At 44.9% G+C, this 17,294-nt stretch carries 13 protein-coding genes; all 13 read left to right on the plus strand.

Features of this window, described 5'->3' with window-relative positions:
* The first annotated feature begins 341 nt into the window (after positions 1-341).
* The 13 genes from DWX43_RS17315 (at position 342) to DWX43_RS17390 (ending at position 17,270) form a co-directional block, all read left to right on the plus strand.
* Positions 342-1,268 (plus strand): alpha/beta hydrolase, encoded by a 927-nt coding sequence (locus DWX43_RS17315; protein WP_118621220.1) that lies wholly within the window; start codon positions 342-344, stop codon positions 1,266-1,268.
* Positions 1,269-1,475: 207 nt separating this feature from the next.
* The gene (locus tag DWX43_RS17325) at positions 1,476-2,453 is read left to right on the plus strand and encodes a sugar ABC transporter substrate-binding protein (protein ID WP_118621221.1); all 978 of its coding nucleotides are present in this window, start codon (positions 1,476-1,478) and stop codon (positions 2,451-2,453) included.
* A gap of 28 nt (positions 2,454-2,481) precedes the next feature.
* Positions 2,482-4,005, plus strand: coding sequence for a sugar ABC transporter ATP-binding protein (locus DWX43_RS17330; protein ID WP_330582286.1), 1,524 nt, complete (start codon positions 2,482-2,484; stop codon positions 4,003-4,005).
* Positions 3,986-4,975 carry an ABC transporter permease gene (locus DWX43_RS17335; RefSeq protein WP_207657845.1) on the plus strand — a complete coding sequence of 330 codons (990 nt, stop codon included), beginning with the start codon at positions 3,986-3,988 and terminating at the stop codon, positions 4,973-4,975. Before DWX43_RS17330 ends, DWX43_RS17335 begins: the two co-directional genes overlap by 20 nt.
* A 2-nt stretch (positions 4,976-4,977) precedes the next feature.
* Positions 4,978-7,296, plus strand: a complete 2,319-nt coding sequence (locus DWX43_RS17340) for a hypothetical protein (RefSeq protein WP_118621223.1) — start codon at positions 4,978-4,980, stop codon at positions 7,294-7,296.
* A gap of 15 nt (positions 7,297-7,311) precedes the next feature.
* Complete coding sequence (locus DWX43_RS17345; protein WP_243099373.1) at positions 7,312-8,913, plus strand: glycoside hydrolase family 43 protein; 1,602 nt, start codon at positions 7,312-7,314, stop codon at positions 8,911-8,913.
* Between the two features lie 25 nt (positions 8,914-8,938).
* On the plus strand, positions 8,939-11,290 hold the full coding sequence (locus DWX43_RS17350) for a hypothetical protein (RefSeq protein WP_118621224.1): 2,352 nt from the start codon (positions 8,939-8,941) through the stop codon (positions 11,288-11,290).
* A gap of 44 nt (positions 11,291-11,334) precedes the next feature.
* Positions 11,335-12,372, plus strand: a complete 1,038-nt coding sequence (locus DWX43_RS17355) for a LacI family DNA-binding transcriptional regulator (protein ID WP_109729748.1) — start codon at positions 11,335-11,337, stop codon at positions 12,370-12,372.
* A gap of 370 nt (positions 12,373-12,742) precedes the next feature.
* The gene (locus tag DWX43_RS17365) at positions 12,743-13,270 is read left to right on the plus strand and encodes a nitroreductase family protein (protein WP_118621225.1); all 528 of its coding nucleotides are present in this window, start codon (positions 12,743-12,745) and stop codon (positions 13,268-13,270) included.
* A 358-nt stretch (positions 13,271-13,628) separates the two neighbouring features.
* Positions 13,629-14,345, plus strand: coding sequence for a nitroreductase family protein (locus DWX43_RS17375; RefSeq protein WP_118621227.1), 717 nt, complete (start codon positions 13,629-13,631; stop codon positions 14,343-14,345).
* A gap of 12 nt (positions 14,346-14,357) precedes the next feature.
* Entirely contained in the window at positions 14,358-15,494 is a 1,137-nt protein-coding gene (locus tag DWX43_RS17380; RefSeq protein WP_118621228.1) for a metallophosphoesterase, read from the plus strand.
* 97 nt (positions 15,495-15,591) lie between these two features.
* Positions 15,592-16,260 (plus strand): response regulator transcription factor, encoded by a 669-nt coding sequence (locus DWX43_RS17385; RefSeq protein ID WP_118621229.1) that lies wholly within the window; start codon positions 15,592-15,594, stop codon positions 16,258-16,260.
* Positions 16,257-17,270, plus strand: a complete 1,014-nt coding sequence (locus DWX43_RS17390) for a sensor histidine kinase (protein WP_118621230.1) — start codon at positions 16,257-16,259, stop codon at positions 17,268-17,270. Before DWX43_RS17385 ends, DWX43_RS17390 begins: the two co-directional genes overlap by 4 nt.
* The last annotated feature ends 24 nt before the right edge of the window (positions 17,271-17,294 follow it).

Here is a 17,294-nt window from a genome sequence, read left to right on the forward strand (position 1 = left end):
GATAGGCTGGGAGCCGTAACGTAAAACAGCCAATAAGCCTGGTCTACGCTCCGCTTCGGTCCGTGCTAAACGTGCGCCACTGGCGCACAGCACCTCTCGCCGAAGGCGACTTTAAATGGGCAGGCGCGTTACTGTTTACAGGCTTGCCTGTGAACAGTAACATATACAAAAGGAAAGAGCCACACCGTGTGTGACTCTAAGGGGGAAAAAGTTTATGAAAAAGTGTTCTTATCTTTTGAACAATTATAGTATAAGATTTACTTGTGTAAAAACTGTGATACAAATTTGAATGAATTGTAAACATATATATAATAAATTGTGAAGAAAGGGATGGCAGTAATATGAAACGTGTGTGGAAAGGGCTTTCAATTATGGCAGGGGTACTGGGAGCGGCTGACGTGCTGGCGGTCGGTGCCTTCTTTAATCTGGCAGCAGGGCGGCGATGTGTATTTTTAAGGAAGAAGAAAGAGCCGGAGTTAAAGCGTACTGAGGGCGTCTGCTGGATGGAAGGGATGAACCCTGAAAAAGCAGTGATCGAAAGCAGGGACGGATTGAAGCTGAAAGGATATTATCTGGAAGCTGAGAACCCAAAACGGATTGCTGCCCTGTTTCATGGGTGGAGGGGGTCCTGGGGACATGATTTCGGGCCCTGCATCAGGTGGCTTTACGAGGAGGGGACGAGTCTTCTTCTCGTGGACCAGAGGGCGCAGGGGGAAAGTGAAGGCAGATATATGGGATTCGGTGTTCTGGAAAGGGAGGACTGCCATGCATGGATGGACTGGCTGATTAAGCGGAATCAGGGCGGACTCCCGGTCTACCTGTATGGGGTATCAATGGGGGCCGCAACAGTGCTCATGGCAGCGGGGGAGGAACTTTCCGGGGATGTAAAAGGTGTTATAGCTGACTGCGGATTCACATCTCCCTATGAGATGGTATACCGGTTCGGTAAGCTGAACTTCAAACTCACGGAACATCCGGTTATGGATCAGCTGAACTGGCTGTTTAAAAGAAGGGCCGGATATGGCCTGAAGGAATACAGTACACTGGAGGCGATGGGGCACTGCAGGGTACCGGTTCTGTTTATCCACGGAAAAGCAGACACTTTCGTGCCATATGAGATGACAGTGCGTAATTATGAGGCATGTACGGCTCAGAAAAAGCTGCTTCTTGTGGAAGGGGCGGATCACTGCATGAGCTTTCTGAAGGACGAAGAAGCATATAAGGAGGCGTTAAAAGAACTGTTTCAGGAAACAGCAGGGGGAATATAGGACTGTGTGCAATTTTGCACGGTCCTTTTTTATTGGTAAAAACAGAGAAATTTACAAGCAAAAAATATCGAAATTATACAAAAATAAATTGAAAAGCAAAAAACAATTGACATTTAAAAATACGGGTGCTATTCTGAAAAAAAGAAAGTCCGTGCACGGGCACAATAAACAAGAAGTCAGAATATTTATTTGAAAGGAGTAAATTTTATGAAAAAGATTCTTAGTATTATCTTATGTATCGGTGTCATTATTTCTATGTGTGCATGTAGTTCAGGAGGTAAAAAAGAAGAGGGCACCACTAAGGAATCAGAGGTAGGAGATAAAGGGCTTATTGGGATTACCACCTCTATGTATACGAATGAAGGACTTACAATCATGTGTGACACGATCAAAGAAAAGGTAGAGGAAGAGGGCTATCAGGCAGTTATCAAAGACGCAAATCTGGATCAGGCACAGCAGACAAAGGATGTAGAAGATTTTATCAGCCAGGGAGCCAAGCTGATTATCGTAGAGGCATGTGATTCCGTAGGTGTAAAATCCGCATTTGAGCTATGCAACAAGGCAGAAATCCCTGTTCTGAGCGTAAACCAGATACTTGGCGATGATCTTTTGGAGCTTGTTACGGGTTCTGTTACAAGTGATAACTATACGGCAGGATATGAAGTAGGTAAAGAAGTTGCAAAAGAACTGGATGGAAAAGGGAAGGTATGCATTCTTACTTATGATGTGGCTTTTGTATGCAGGGAAAGAGGAGACGGATTCAAGGATGCTATGGCTGAAAATGAAGGGATTGAAGTGCTGGAAGTCTTCGACGGAGTATGTACAGAAGATGAAGCCATGAAGAAAACGGAAGACTGGCTGCAGCAGTATCCAGATGTTACTGCAATCTTTGGAAACAATTCAAACTGCGGTGTTGGAATAGCGGCGGCAGTCAGGTCAGCAGGCAAGGTTGATGATATTCTGGTTGCCAATGTGGACGGGCTTTCCGCGGATATCCGGAACATGGAAGACGGTGCACTGGATGTGACGGCTGTTTATCCGATGAAGGAGCTTGCAGCAGCGGCATCTGAACGGGCAGTTGAAGTACTGAAAACAGGAAAATGCGGTGAGGACCCACGTTTGAAATTTAGTCTGTGTACGATTGACGACCTCGATACATATAAAGAATACTGGGGAATAGAGTAGCAGAAAATGCTTCGCAAAGGAGAAGTGGATGATGAATGAGGATTACATTCTGCAGATGAAAGGCATAAACAAGAGTTTCGGCGGAGTACAGGTACTGTATGATGTGGATTTTAGTATGCATGCCGGAGAAGTAAGGGCCTTGGCGGGTGAGAATGGTGCCGGAAAGTCTACTTTGATGAAAATACTGGGAGGCATTTATGACTGTGATTCAGGTGAGGTCCTGATAGACGGGGAGAAGACCAGCATAGGTTCTGTTGAAGACGCACAGAAGCGGGGGGTATCCATAATACATCAGGAAATCGTGCTTGTGCAGGATATGACAGTCGGTGAAAATATATTTCTTGGGCGGGAATTTAAGACGAGAATGGGGTTCATCGATTATCAGAAAATATACAGGGAAGCGGCGGAGATTCTTGGGAGGATAGGCCTTGAAAGCCTTCGCCCGGATACGATTGTCAGAGAACTGAGCATATCACAGCAGCAGATGGTGGAAATTGCGAAAGCACTTTCCACCAATTCCAGAATTTTAGTCATGGACGAGCCGACCTCTTCCCTGACTGACAGAGAAGTAGAGTTTCTGTTTGAGCAGATAAAAACATTGAGCCGGAAAGGAGTATCGATCATTTACATTTCCCACAAAATGGAGGAAATCAGTCAGATCGCGGACAGCATAACAATTATGCGGGACGGTCATCATATTCTGACTACTTCCATCCGGGATATCAGTTATGAGCAGATTATCCAGAATATGGTGGGACATAAAATAGAAGATTACTATCCGGATTATAAAGTCAGGCTTGGAAAAGAAATACTCAGGGTTGAACACCTGACAACGGAAAAGGTAGAGGACATCAGTTTTTCCCTTGCAGAAGGTGAAATCTTGGGAATAACAGGACTCATGGGTGCCGGGCGTACAGAACTGGCAAAGGCGGTCTTTGGACTGGATGAGATTCTTTCCGGCAGTCTCTATATAGATGGTAAGAAATGCACGATAAAATCGCCGGGGGAAGCAATCAGGAAAAAGATAGCGCTTGTGCCGGAGGACCGGAAAGAGAATGGTTTATTTTTGGAAAATTCAATTTCCTTCAATATGACCGTTACAGTCATGGATGAGTTCATAAAGGGAATATCTGTTGATGCCAAAAAGGAAAAACAGATATTAGAGGAATATATCAGCCAGCTCGAAATAAAAATGGCAGGTACAGAGCAGCTTGCCGTGGAGCTGAGCGGGGGGAACCAGCAGAAAATTGTGATTTCAAAATGGCTGGCGTCCAATCCTAAAATACTGATTCTGGACGAGCCTACCAGAGGCGTGGATGTGGGGGCAAAATCTGATATATATCATTTGATATGTAAAATCGCAGAAACAGGAGTAGCAATTATCCTGATTTCGTCAGAATTACCAGAGGTTATGAATATGAGCTCCAGAATAGGCGTGATGTGTGAAGGAAAGCTGGTCAGGTTTTTTGAACCGGATAAAGAAGAGGTTACACAGGAGCAGATAATGCATTATGCAACAGGAGGATATGAACATGAAACCTATAACGGATAAGATAACAAATCAAAAAAGCCTGCTAAAGTTCCTGAAGCGTAATTCTATGATACTGATAGCTCTGCTGCTGATTGTATCGGCACTGTCAATATTTACAGATACGTTTCTGACAACAGATAATATTTTATCAGTCATGCGGCAGATCAGTGTGGATTCAGTATTGGCATTTGGGATGGCAATGGTACTAATTATAGGATGCATTGACCTTTCTGTAGGCAGTGTGCTTGCACTGAGCGGCTGTGTATGTGTTTCCATGATAGAAGGCGGTATACCTACGGAGGCGGCGCTTATTATTACGCTGGTATTTGGTGCTTTCTGCGGGATGATCAATGGATTGCTTGCAACATTTACAACGATTCCCAGTTTTATCATCACTCTGGCTACACAGCAGTGTTTCAGGGGAGCGGCATATTTAATGACGAATGGCAAATCTATCATGTGCTATGATGAAAAATTTAGCGCGATCGGCACCGGGTATATAGGCCCTGTCCCCATTTTGGGAATCGTGATTATTGTCTGTCTGGCCTTTACCTGCATTCTGCTGAATAAGACAAAATTTGGAAGAGGAATGTACGCAATAGGTGGAAATAAGAGTGCGGCCGTGTATGCAGGAATCAAGGTAAGGAAAATAACCGCCTGTGTGTTTATCTTTACAGGGGTTATGAGTGCTATGGCGGGTATCATGCTGGCATCCAGAGTTTATTCCGCACAGCCTGCATCCGGTGCGGGATATGAATGTAATGCAATTGCAGCAGCCGTATTGGGCGGCGTCAGCTTTAACGGGGGAATCGGAACTGCCGGAGGCGTTATGATAGGTGTGCTTATAATCGGCTTTATGAATAATGGACTGAATATGCTGCATGTGACATCATATTGGCAGATTATCGTAAAAGGCCTTCTTATATTATTGGCAGTATATCTGGATACTTTAAGGAATAATAAACGTTTACACATTAAGAAAAGAGGTTAAATATGTTTACAGATTTAGAGTTTGTCAGACAGTATGAAAAATATTCTATCGTCATAAAAGGATTTCATCAGGAAGGTGAGCAAAAACTGGAGATATTTCTTGATTTCCCGGTAGTGTTACAGGACATTTCAGGTGCGGGAAAAAAACTTCGGTATGACAGCTATGAGAAGAAGGAAAATGGATATGAAGCTTTGGCATCTGCCGAAGATTTATATGGCAATAAGTATGAAATAACAGATATATGGAGTCAGGAAGAAAACGGATATAAGCTCAGCCGTCAGGTTGCATGTAAAGAAATAAAAGAAAAGACAGGGATTCGACTGACATCCGAGTTTCGCTGCAGGGACCTGGAAGCGGCAGATTTTTCCGATTACCAATTCATAATACCGGGAGCTTTATACAATCAAAATGATACAGACGGGGACGGCATGGATGATTATCTGGGGACATTTAACCAGGATTATAAAGACGACAGAAATCCCTCGCTTTCAGTTACCGCATATGGGAAAAAGAGCAGATGGTTTGTTTCACTGATCAGGGGTGATTTGCCAAAGACAGATGAGACAATAACGCGGGAACAGATCCGTGCAAGGCATTTTATACACCATACGGATATCGGGTCATTAGGGATCTCGCCATCGGAGTACAGGACACAGGAATTTATCTTAAGATGTGACTATCCTTTTTATGAAAGAAATTCATTCTGCCTGAACGTGGATGGCTCAGAATGGTCAGCATATAAAGAAGTAGCAGAGAATCAGGTTTTTTGTATGGAATATCTGCTATATGCCCGGGAGGCAGGAAGTCTGACGGAAGCGTCCTGGAATACGACCCGTCTTCAGATGCAAAGAATTATGGACCCAGATGTAGAATTATCGTTTACTCTGGAAGAAGCACAGCATTACAGACGTGAAATGATACATAACAGTTACAGGGAATTTCCGGATAAAAAAGGAAAGCCGGCGGGGTACTTTGTCCATTTTTCCCCGCGCAGCCGCTATGGTGAGCAGAATCTGCTTGAATACGGCTTCTGCGGAGCACAGACTCTGTTGAGTTTAGATATGATGGAAGCGGCAAAGGAGAATGGCTCTGAGGAATATAGGGAAAGGGCTGTAAAGACGGTCGATTATTTTGTGGAAAACTGCATAGAAGAATCCGGGCTTCCAAATGGGATTTATAATGTAGATAAAGAAGAGTATGTGTACTGGTGGACCGGGATTCTTTTCCCATTCCAGTACTCAGATGACCGGGATGAGCTGGAAGCCTATCTTGGGAACCAGGTCGTAAGTTCTCTGATGGAAATTGCAGGGGAACTTAGAAAAGTAAAGGGGAATTATTGCAGGTCTATGGTAGATTCCATGCACTATCTGCTGAGATGTTATCTGTTTGAGAGGGAAAGCGGGATTGAGCATCCAAAATGGCTGGAAGCCGTTGTGAAATTCTGTGACAAGCTCTTAGAAATGCAGAATGGAAATGGTTCGTGGAACCGTGGATATACGATGGATGGGAAGCCGATTACGAACCCGCCGCAGTGGTTTGGCGCCTCTGAAAAGGAACAGGGGTCAGGTGCAATCTTCCCGGCCCAGGTCCTGACGGAACTGTACCGGTTTACTAAGGAAGAAAAATATTTGAGGGCAGCCGAAAGGGCCGCATATTTCGTATATGATAATTATGCCGGAAATGTAGAATACATCGGAGGCCTCAATGATACGACCCACAGGAAGTCTGTAAAGATTGACGCAGTAGGCGTTATGTTTGCAATGCGTACCATGCTGGTCGTGTATGAACAGACAAGAGATGTGAAACTTCTTGCAGGCGCGCGTGATGCGGCACGTATTTTAGCAAGCTGGACATATCTCTGGGATATTCCGTTTGATAAGGATACACTTCTTGGAAAACATGGATTTAAAACCACAGGCTGGGCCGTATGTGATGTCATCCCGGCAGGAAGCTATGTGGACTGTGAATTTGTTGAATTTATTCCGGAACTGCTGCGTATTGCAGAATACTGTAAGGATGAAGACCTGGCTGTACTGGCAAAGATCGTGACAAGGGGGATGCAGCACGGTCTGTCGATGCCTCAGAATATGTATGGATATGCAATGCCGGGGGTACAGTGTGAAGGGTATATGACTTCCTTATGGCTGGCAGATACGGAGTATAAAGGATTTTCGGGAGCAGCGGCGAAAAACAAAGGGGACGATAACGATACGTGCAATGGTCTGGTGAATGGACAGGCGCTGCTGAATCTTGATTATTTGTCCAGAGAATACAGGACAATGGATTTTGACACAATCATACGGCAGATTATGGCCGGGTAGGGATGGAGGAGCTATATGGCAGAAATGATTAAAAATCCGGTTCTGCGGGGATTTCACCCGGATCCATGCATATGCAGGGCCGGAGATGATTATTATATTGCAACGTCAACGTTTCAATGGTTTCCCGGGGTGGAATTGTACCACAGCAGGGATTTAGTACATTGGGAGTTTACCGGCCGGCCGCTGGATGAAAAGCGGCTGCTTGATATGACCGGGGTGCCGGATTCCGGAGGGGTGTGGGCGCCTTGTCTTACATATGAGGACGGGATGTTCTATCTTGTATATTCTAATGTGAAAACATTCCGTAATTATTATAAAGATGTGGATAACTTTTTAACATGCAGCAGGGATATACATGGCCCGTGGTCCGATCCTGTGTACCTCAACAGCAGTGGGTTTGACCCTTCCCTTTTCCACGATGATGACGGGAAAAAATATATCTTAAATCAGATCTGGGACCACCGGGATAAAAACGATCCATTCGACGGGATTGCGCTGCAGGAGTATGACCCAGAACAGCAATGTATGAAGGGGAAGCCTGTGCAGATATTCAAAGGGAGCAGCATAGGAGTGACGGAAGGTCCCCACCTGTATAAAATAAACGGCATGTACTATTTAGTGTGTGCAGAGGGCGGAACATTTTATGAACATGCAGTGACCGTTGCACGGTCAAAAAATATAGAGGGGCCATATGAACTGTCACCATACCATCCATTGATGACATCGTACGGACATCCGGAACTGCGCCTGCAGAAATGTGGACACGGAAGTCTGGTATGTACACAGAATGGGGAGTGGTATATGGCACACCTGTGCGGCAGACCGGAAGGTGTCCATAAGCGATGCATGCTGGGCAGGGAGACATCTATCCAGAAACTTAAGATGACAGAGGATGGCTGGTTTGTAATCGACCACCCCTCCGGGCTGCCACAGAATGAAGTTCCGTCTCCGGGCCTTCCGGATTTTATAGTCAGCGAGAGGCCTGTAAAAAGGGTGTTCCCGGCGAAACTTCCGGATGAATTCCAAACCCTGCGTATTCCTCTTGGCCAAAGGTGGATGGCTTTTAACGAGGAGAGGCAGTCACTGGTTCTGTATGGGAAAGAGTCTATGGAATCTTTACATACACAGAGTCTGGTTGGAATACGCAGAGAACACTTCGATTTTATGGCAGAGACAAGTGTACGGTTTTGGCCGGTGAATTACCAGCAGATGGCAGGAATGGCATTGTATTATGATACTACGAACTATTTTTACCTGAATGTTTCCTGGGATGAAGTGCTGGGAAGAACGGTATCCATGATTGTCTGCGACCACGGGGAAATAAGTGTAAGCGGAGAAAGATGCCAGATAGCTGAGGGAGAAGACAATGTATACATGAGAATGAAGGTAAAGAATAAGACGGCGCAGTTTAGCTGGTCACCGGATGGAGAAAACTATTTTGAGATCGGGGAAGAACTGGACGCTACGAAGCTGTCGGATGATTATTATAATGAGGCCGAGCATGGCCTGAGATTTACAGGGACATTCATTGTACTCTGCTGTCAGGATACCTCAGGGCAGCGCTGTCCGGCAGAATTTGAGTATCTGACTTATTCGCCTTCAGGCGTGGAGGCATGATACACACTGGAAGGGAGCGAAAGTATTGGACACTAAAATTGAGTTTATCCGCCGGTATGAAAAATATTCACTGCTGATTACTGCAGGGGATGACAGAAACGGTCAGGATCCGGCTTTCAGTATCTTTCTGGATTTCCCGGTTGTACTCAAAGACATAAAAGGAGCTAAAAAGAAACTGCGCTATGATGTGTGGAGTACAACAAAAGATGGATACTTAGGAGAGGTGGAGGCCAAAGATTTATATGGCAGCCAGTATAAGATAACAGATTTATGGACGGTGGAAGAAGGGGCGGTAAGGCTGGACAGGAAACTGGAGTGTATCCGGTGTGTGAAAGAAACAGGGATTCACCTGACGACTGAGTTCAGGTGCAGGGGCGGTCTGGAAAAGTCTTTTGATGATTATCAGTTTATCGTCCCGGGGGCATTTTATAATAAGAATGATACAGATGAAGACGGGGTGGAGGATTACCTTGGCACATACAGTCAGGATTATAAGGATGACAGAAACCCTTCTTTATCCGTAACCTCTTATGCCCGGAATAGCAAATATTATGTATCCCTGATCAGAGCGGATCTTCCACAAAAAGATACGACCATTACGCGCCAGCAGATTCAGAAACGGCATTTTATCCATGATACGGATATTGGGTCTCTGGGCATGGCACCTTCAGAATACCACGCAGGAGAGTATATTCTGCGCTGTGATTATCCATTTTGTGAACGGAATACATTCTGTCTGAATGTGGATGGTTCCGGGTGGGAGGCTTACAAAGCAGTAAAGGAAGGAATGGTTTCTGAAATGTCTTACTTATTGCAGACTGGGAAGGCACGAAACCTTACGGACGCCTCGTGGCAGACAACAGCCATGCAGATGGAACGGCTTCTTCATGGTGAGATAAGGCCGCCGGTTGGGCTGGAGGAATCAAGACATTACAGAAGGGAAATGGTTCTTCATAGTTTCCGGGAATTTCCTGATAAGAAAGGAAAACCGGCCGGATATTTTATTCATTTTTCCCCGCGGCAGGGCTATGGGGAACAGAATCTTCTGGAATATGGTTTTTGCGGTGCACAGACGCTGCTGGCACTGGATATGCTTACGGCTGCATGGGAAGGAGCGGACGGTGTGACCTGCCGGGAAGATTATCGGGAAAGCGCGCTAAAGACATTGGACTATTTTGTGGAAAACTGTATAGAAAAGTCTGGTCTTCCTGTGGGGCTGTATCATGTGGATAAAGAAAAAACGGTGTATTGGTGGACAGGAATATTACTTCCTTTCCAATATTCAAATGACAGAAAAGAATTAGAAGATTACCTCGGAAATCAAGTGGTCGGGGCATTGATGAGTATTGCAGGGGAACTTGGCAAAGTAAAGGGGAATTATTCCAGATCCATGACGGATACGATGTACTATCTGATGAAGTGTTATCTGGCGGAGAAGGAAAATGGACAGGAGCATCCGAAATGGCTCGCAGCCGTTCTGGATTTCTGTGAAAGGCTTCTTAAGATGCAGAATACGAACGGTTCATGGAACCGCGGGTATACAATGGAGGGAGAACCATTGGTATATCCTCTGGAATGGTTCGGGAGTTCAGAAAAAGAACGTGGTTCTGGTGCGATTTTCCCGATCCCCCTGCTTGTGGAAGTCAGCCGGTATACAGGGGAGAAGAAGTATTTGGATGCGGCGGAAAGAGCAGCAGATTTTATCCTTGCGAATTATGCCGCAGAGGCAGAATATATAGGGGGCATTAATGATACAGCCCATAAAAAGTCAGTGAAATTGGATGCCGCAAGCGTCATGTTTGTCATGAGGAGCCTGCTGGCGGTATATGAAGAGACTAAAAACGTGGAGTACCTTTCCGGTGCATTAGATGCCGCAAGAATTCTTGCAAGCTGGACTTATCTGTGGGATATCCCGTTTGATGAAAATACACTTTTAGGCAGGCATAAATTCAAGACAACAGGCTGGGCCGGATGTGATGTAATACCTGCCGGAAGTTATGTAGACTGTTCCTTTCAGGAAGTGGTTCCGGAACTTTTAAGGCTGGCAGAATACTGCAGGGATGAGAAGCTTGTAAAACTTGCTGAGGCCGTGACAAAAGGGATGCAGTACGGGCTTTCGTCTCCGGCAGATATGTATGGCTATGCGATGCCCGGAGTCCAGTGTGAGGGATATATGACTTCCTTGTGGCTGGCAGATACGGAGTATAAAGAATTTTCGGGAGCTGCGGCAAAGAATAAAGGGGATGATAACGATACGTGTAACGGTTTTGTAAATGGTATGGCACTTCTGAATCTGGATTCTCTCGGGAAAAATTATGATACGCTGGATTTTGGAAAAATTTTCATGAGAATTAAACAAGAATGGCCGAAGGCGTGATATACTTATGAAAGCAAAAGAATCACACAGATGAGGATGAAGGTATGGTAACGATTAAGAAGATAGCAGAAATAGCAGGTGTATCAAGAGGAACAGTGGACAGGGTGCTGAATAACCGGCCCGGGGTGAATGCGGAAACATATCACAAGGTAAAAGAAATAGCGGATAAGTTAGGCTATGAACCCAATATGGCCGGGCAGATGCTGGCAGCAAGGAAGAAGAAGATCAGGCTGGGATTCATTGTGTGCGATACCCCGGTGGATTTGTTCTTCGCAGACGTGTACAGGGCGGCCTGCAAAAAAGCGGAAGAGTTAAAGACATATGGTGTTACTGTTCATTTTTACCTGATAAAAGAATTGTCAGATAAGGTTATCGCACCACTTCTCAGGGAAGCAGAGGAAGACGATCTGGATGGAATTGCACTGGTGCCGCTTAAGATGTCGTCCGTACAGACATTTGTGAATAAAATGAATGCCCGAAAGGTTCCTATGGTATTTTTCAACCTTGATATGGAAGATGTCCAAAGACTTTCTTATGTAGGATGTGATTATTACGATTCAGGAAAAGTAGCTGCCGGTTTGATATCTCTGGTAACGCGGGAAAAGGGGAAGATCGCTCTGGCAACCAGCTTTGATGAACAGTCACCGGCTTTCAGACAGAGGCTGGAGGGCTTTATTAAAGAGCTTGATGAGGAATATCCACAGATAGAGATTGTTAACAGAGACTCTAATTTTGTTTTTCAGAAGGGCGATTATTCAAACATTCTGGATGTGGTGAAAAGGGAGGGCCATTTGGAGGCTTTATATATCATCAATCCGGGAGACTACAGCATTTGTGAAGAAGTTGAGAAGCTGGACAAAGAAAGAAGAATCAAAATCATTACAAATGACGTGAATAATAAACAGAAAAGCTTTATGGACAGAGGCATCATTTCTGCGACAATCGGTCAGCAGCCGGAAAAACAAGGGGCACTGCCGCTTCAGATTCTGTATGATTTTATCGGTTTGGGGATAGAACCTGCAAATCAATATTTAACAGAACTTTCAATCCATATAAAGCAAAACATAGCAGGTAAAGTGTAGAGAATGACGAAAGATCCGGGCACATCGAAAAAGGTGTGCCCGGATCTTTAGCTATGCCTGCCCGATTGCTTTTAATACTCCTTCAGTAAGAAGTGTATGTATCACTGCCCCCAGATCATCAGTACTTAACTCATGGCCGTTTTTCTGCCATTCACTTACAATGGATATAATTCCCGTCTTCCCTTCGATTTATACGACAGATAGGATTAAAGTGTTGGTTGCATTTTTGACAGGGCAGAGTATAATTCGAATTATACGACAGGTGTCGGAAAAAAACAAGGAGGGGCGATGAGGAGGCTTTATGCAATCCCTGGAATGAGCCAGAAACCGTCCTGTCATACAAAAAATATTCAGTCAAAGGAGAATTACTATGGAAACGATGAAAGCTATTGCAAAAAGAAAGTCTACCAGAGCTTTTGACAGTGAGAAGCAAATTTCAAAGACAGAACTTGAGGCCATTCTGGCAGCAGGCTGTGCGGCCCCTGTTGGAGCTGGGGATTATGCATCTCTTCACCTTACTGTTATTCAGAACAAAGAAACGCTGGACAAAATCAGCAAAGCAGTGCAGACGACAATGAAAATGGACCGTGATGTCCTGTATGGTGTTCCGACAGTTGTTCTTGTGTCATCATCTGAACCTAAATTTCCAAATGTGCAGTATGCAAATGTAGGCTGCATTATGGAAAACATGCTGCTTGCTGCTACAGATCTGGGAGTGGACAGTATCTATCTCTGGGGAGCGGTGAATGTCATCGCACAGATGTCTGAATTACAAAGAGAACTTGGTGTTCCAGAAGGATTTAGGCCGATTTCCGCTGCGGGGCTTGGTTATGCGGCTGAAAGCAGCCCGTATGAGAAGGAACTGGAAGTTACGCTCGCAATTAATTATGCACCGTGATCACAAATTCCTGCCGCTTCGCATCTGGGACGAATATAGGAAATGGCGCGGGAACTGGGATGACTTATGCAGCCATTGCGGGCGTTGCTGCTATGCCAGGTCCGTTTCATATGACGGAGAGGTTGAGATAGACTTCTCCTCACCCTGTGAGTTTCTTGATGAGGAAACGCGGTTATGCCGTGTATTTGAAGATCGTTTTAGAAAGTGTCCAACCTGTCAGAAGGTAAATCTGTTCCGCGCCTTATTCCACCGCAGCCTTCCGGTGAACTGTGCATATGCCAGAACGTTCCGGTTATGGAAAAAAGAGGAGTAAAGCTTGTACTATATTACCACGACAGTATATGAAAGGAGGTTCACTATGGATTTATATTCACCAATATTTACCCGCGCTTCTACGCGCAAATTTGACCCGTCACCGCTTCCTGAGGATATTCTTTCAAAGCTTGGTGACTTTTTGGCGGAGGTAAAACCGCTGCTGCCCGATGTGGAACTGAAACATGAGATCGTGTCAGGCAGGGATGTGAAAGGGATGGCTCTTCCGAAAGCACCCCATTTCCTGTTGATTTCCGGTAAAAAGCATCCGCTGCGCAATACGGCGGCAGGATATTTATACCAGCATGCCGAGCTCTGGCTGTATGCACAGGGATATGCGACCCGGTGGCTTGCAGGTGTGAAACCAAAAGAGCCGGATCCGGACTATATTATAGGGATTGCATTCGGAAAACCGGCAGAGCCGGCTGTGAGGAAAACGGAAGAATTTAAACGTAAAGCAATGAGTGAAATAACAGGTGGGAGGGATTCACGCCTGGAAGCGGCGAGGCTTGCACCGTCCGGCATGAACGGCCAGCCCTGGTATTTTATTGTGGATGGCGGAAAGATCCATACTTATTACAAACCAAATCTTGGCGGCCTGCTCAGCAGGATGTATAATCTTACTGATTTGGATGTTGGAATTGCTCTCTGCCATTTAGCCGTGGCAGGCGAACATGAGGGAAGGACGTTTGAATTTGCTGTAATGGAAGAGAGCGTTCCGGCACCGCCGGCCGGGTTTTCTTATGTAGGAACCGTCAAATAGGGGAGAAGAATAATGCAGATTCTAATGATTCTGGTATTTTTAGGGGCTTTTATAGGACTGATTGTAAATACGGGCAGAAAACTTTTTCTTTGGTTCAGGCCGCTTTTTTCAGGTGCCAGCCCTCTTGCATTCGGGGTAATATACGGCATTATTATGACTTCTGTCATTGTCTTATTTGTACTCAGCCGCTTACCGGACAGCCGGATTCCAAGAGTGGTTTTCCTTGCGGACCATTATGCATTGGGTGTGGCTGTTTATGTGGTGATGTTTGTAAACTTTGCAGATCTCGTTTTATTTGTGCTCAGGCTGAGCCGGATGTTTACGTCACCACTGCCGAAAGGGGCGGCTCTTGCGGCGGGAACGGCTGCATTGGTTTTATCCGTGGTGCTATCTGTGTACGGAGGGATTCATGCGTCGGGGATTCAGACGAAAAACTATGAGGTTGTACTAAAGGAAGACGGGAAAGCAGATTCGATGGAAATTGCCCTGATCAGCGATATACATCTGGGCTATGTCGTAGGGGAAACACATTTGGAAAAAATCGTTGCGGCAGTAAATGCGGCGGAACCAGATCTTGTATGTATAGCGGGAGATATATTTGACGGAGATATTACGGCACTAGAGAATCCGTCTGGTCTTCAAAAACTATTCCGTGAAATAAACGCCCCCTATGGTGTCTATGCATGTCTCGGGAACCATGATGCCGGGGCGGGATATGAAGGAATGCTGGAGTTTCTGGAGAAAGCGCAGGTACGCCTGCTTCAGGATGAAGAGGTGGTGATTGACGGCAGGCTGATTCTGGCGGGCAGAAAGGATTCGGGACCGATCGGCAATCAGGGCGCAGACAGAACTGAGATTGACGATACTGCAAAGAAAGAGAATCTGCCAAGGATTGTGCTGGATCATAAGCCGGAGAATATTGGCGAATATGACAGGAGGACGGATCTCATCTTATGCGGACATACCCACCGGGGACAGTTCTTCCCGGCTAACCTGATTAACGAAGCCACGATGGATGTGAACTATGGATATTACCGGAAAGACGCTAAGAGCCCTCAGGCGGTCGTTACTTCGGGAGCGGGAACATGGGGACCGCCGTTTCGGATTGGGACGGACAGTGAGGTTGCGGTGATTCAGGTGACCTTATAAAGAGCGGGCGCCGTTACTGTGCATACCAGAAGGAGGGAACAGTACCTTGAGAAAGCCTCTCTGATACAGTATAATGAAGTATCAGGGAGGTAACTTTATGAAGAAAAGAATACTTATTATTGAGGATGATTTTACAATACAGGCCCAGCTAAAAAATCTCTTGACCGGAAATGGTTATGATGTTTCAGCGGTTACGAATTTTGAAAATACAGTCGGGCAAGTAAAAGTTTTTGACCCTCATTTAGTGCTTTTAGATATAAAACTGCCGGGAAACAACGGTTTTGAGATATGCTCACAGATCCGGGCCTTTTCAGATATGCCAATCGTATTTGTGACAAGCAGCAATACCGATATGGACGAGCTAAACAGTATCATGCTGGGCGGGGATGCATTTATCACAAAGCCATACAATACAGCCATACTGCTTGCTAAAATAGCTGCACTGTTAAGAAGGGCATATACTTCTGAACAAAAAGAATTGTTCTCATGGAATGGGGCAGTTCTTCATTTGGAAAGCAGTTTCATTGAGTACAACGGTCAAAGAGCCGAATTAACCAAAAATGAAGTAAAAATTCTCTATTATCTCTTTAAGAACGCCGGAAAAATATGCTCCCGCAGTGATATTGTGGATTTTCTATGGGACAACCAGTTATATGTTGATGATAATGCTCTTAGCGTCAATATTACCCGCATTCGTGATAAACTGTCAGCCATTGGCCTGACAGATTTTATCAAAACAAAGCATAGACAGGGGTATATTATATGAGCGGGAAGCAATACTTAAAAGATCAACTTGCGCTTATCCTAATCAATCTTTCAGGTATACTCGCGCTCTCCCTGTTCCTGCTTGCCAGTGGCAGCAATATAGAAAGTATCCTTTTTATAGCCATTATTTGGCTGGCTGTTTTTATTTCATGCTTGATGGTAAGTTACGTTATGCGGAAAAAACATCTTGAAAAATTACTCCATATGACAGAGCAGTTAGAAGAACGCTATTTGATACCAGAGATTATGGAAAAGCCTCAGAGAGCGGATGAACAGGTTTTTTACAAGATCATGAAATTGGCTGAAAAATCCATGTTGGAAAAGATAGGAGAGGTCCGGAGGGAACGGAAAGAATATAAAGAATACATTGAGCAATGGATACATGAAGTAAAAACACCGATAACAGCCATGAAGCTGCTTTGTGAAAATAACCGTTCCGATTTTACCAGGGATATGTTAGTCGAATTGGAAAATATCAATCGCTTTACGGAACAGGCTCTTTACTATGCCCGCAGCGAACATACGGAAAAAGATTACTCCATCCGTGAAATCAGACTTGGTGATATCGTACATGGTGCAATCGCAGATAATAAATATCTCCTCCGCCAAAATCATGTTTCTATAACGGTAGATGATATGGAAAACGATATCTATGCTGATGATAAATGGGTACGGTTTATTTTGAACCAGATTATAAGTAATGCTGTGAAATACCGCACAGAACAGCTGACACTACATTTTTTTACAACGAAGAAAGACGACAGGATTTTGTTATTTATAGAAGATAACGGGATAGGAATACCTCAAAGTGACCTGCCCCGTATTTTTGAAAAAGGCTTCACCGGGCAAAACGGGCGGACGATTCAAAACTCTACGGGGATTGGACTGTACCTTTGTAAGCGTCTGTGTGATAAATTAGGAATCGGGCTGGCAGCTAATTCAGTGGGAAAAGGAACAACGATTGTCCTTTCTTTTCATATTAATGATTTTGTTTCGGGAGTGCAGGGATGATGATTTGTCCTGCACTTCTTACAT

This window comes from Clostridium sp. AF19-22AC (assembly GCF_003479085.1).
Classification (GTDB): Bacteria; Bacillota; Clostridia; order Lachnospirales; family Lachnospiraceae; genus Faecalicatena_A; species Faecalicatena_A orotica.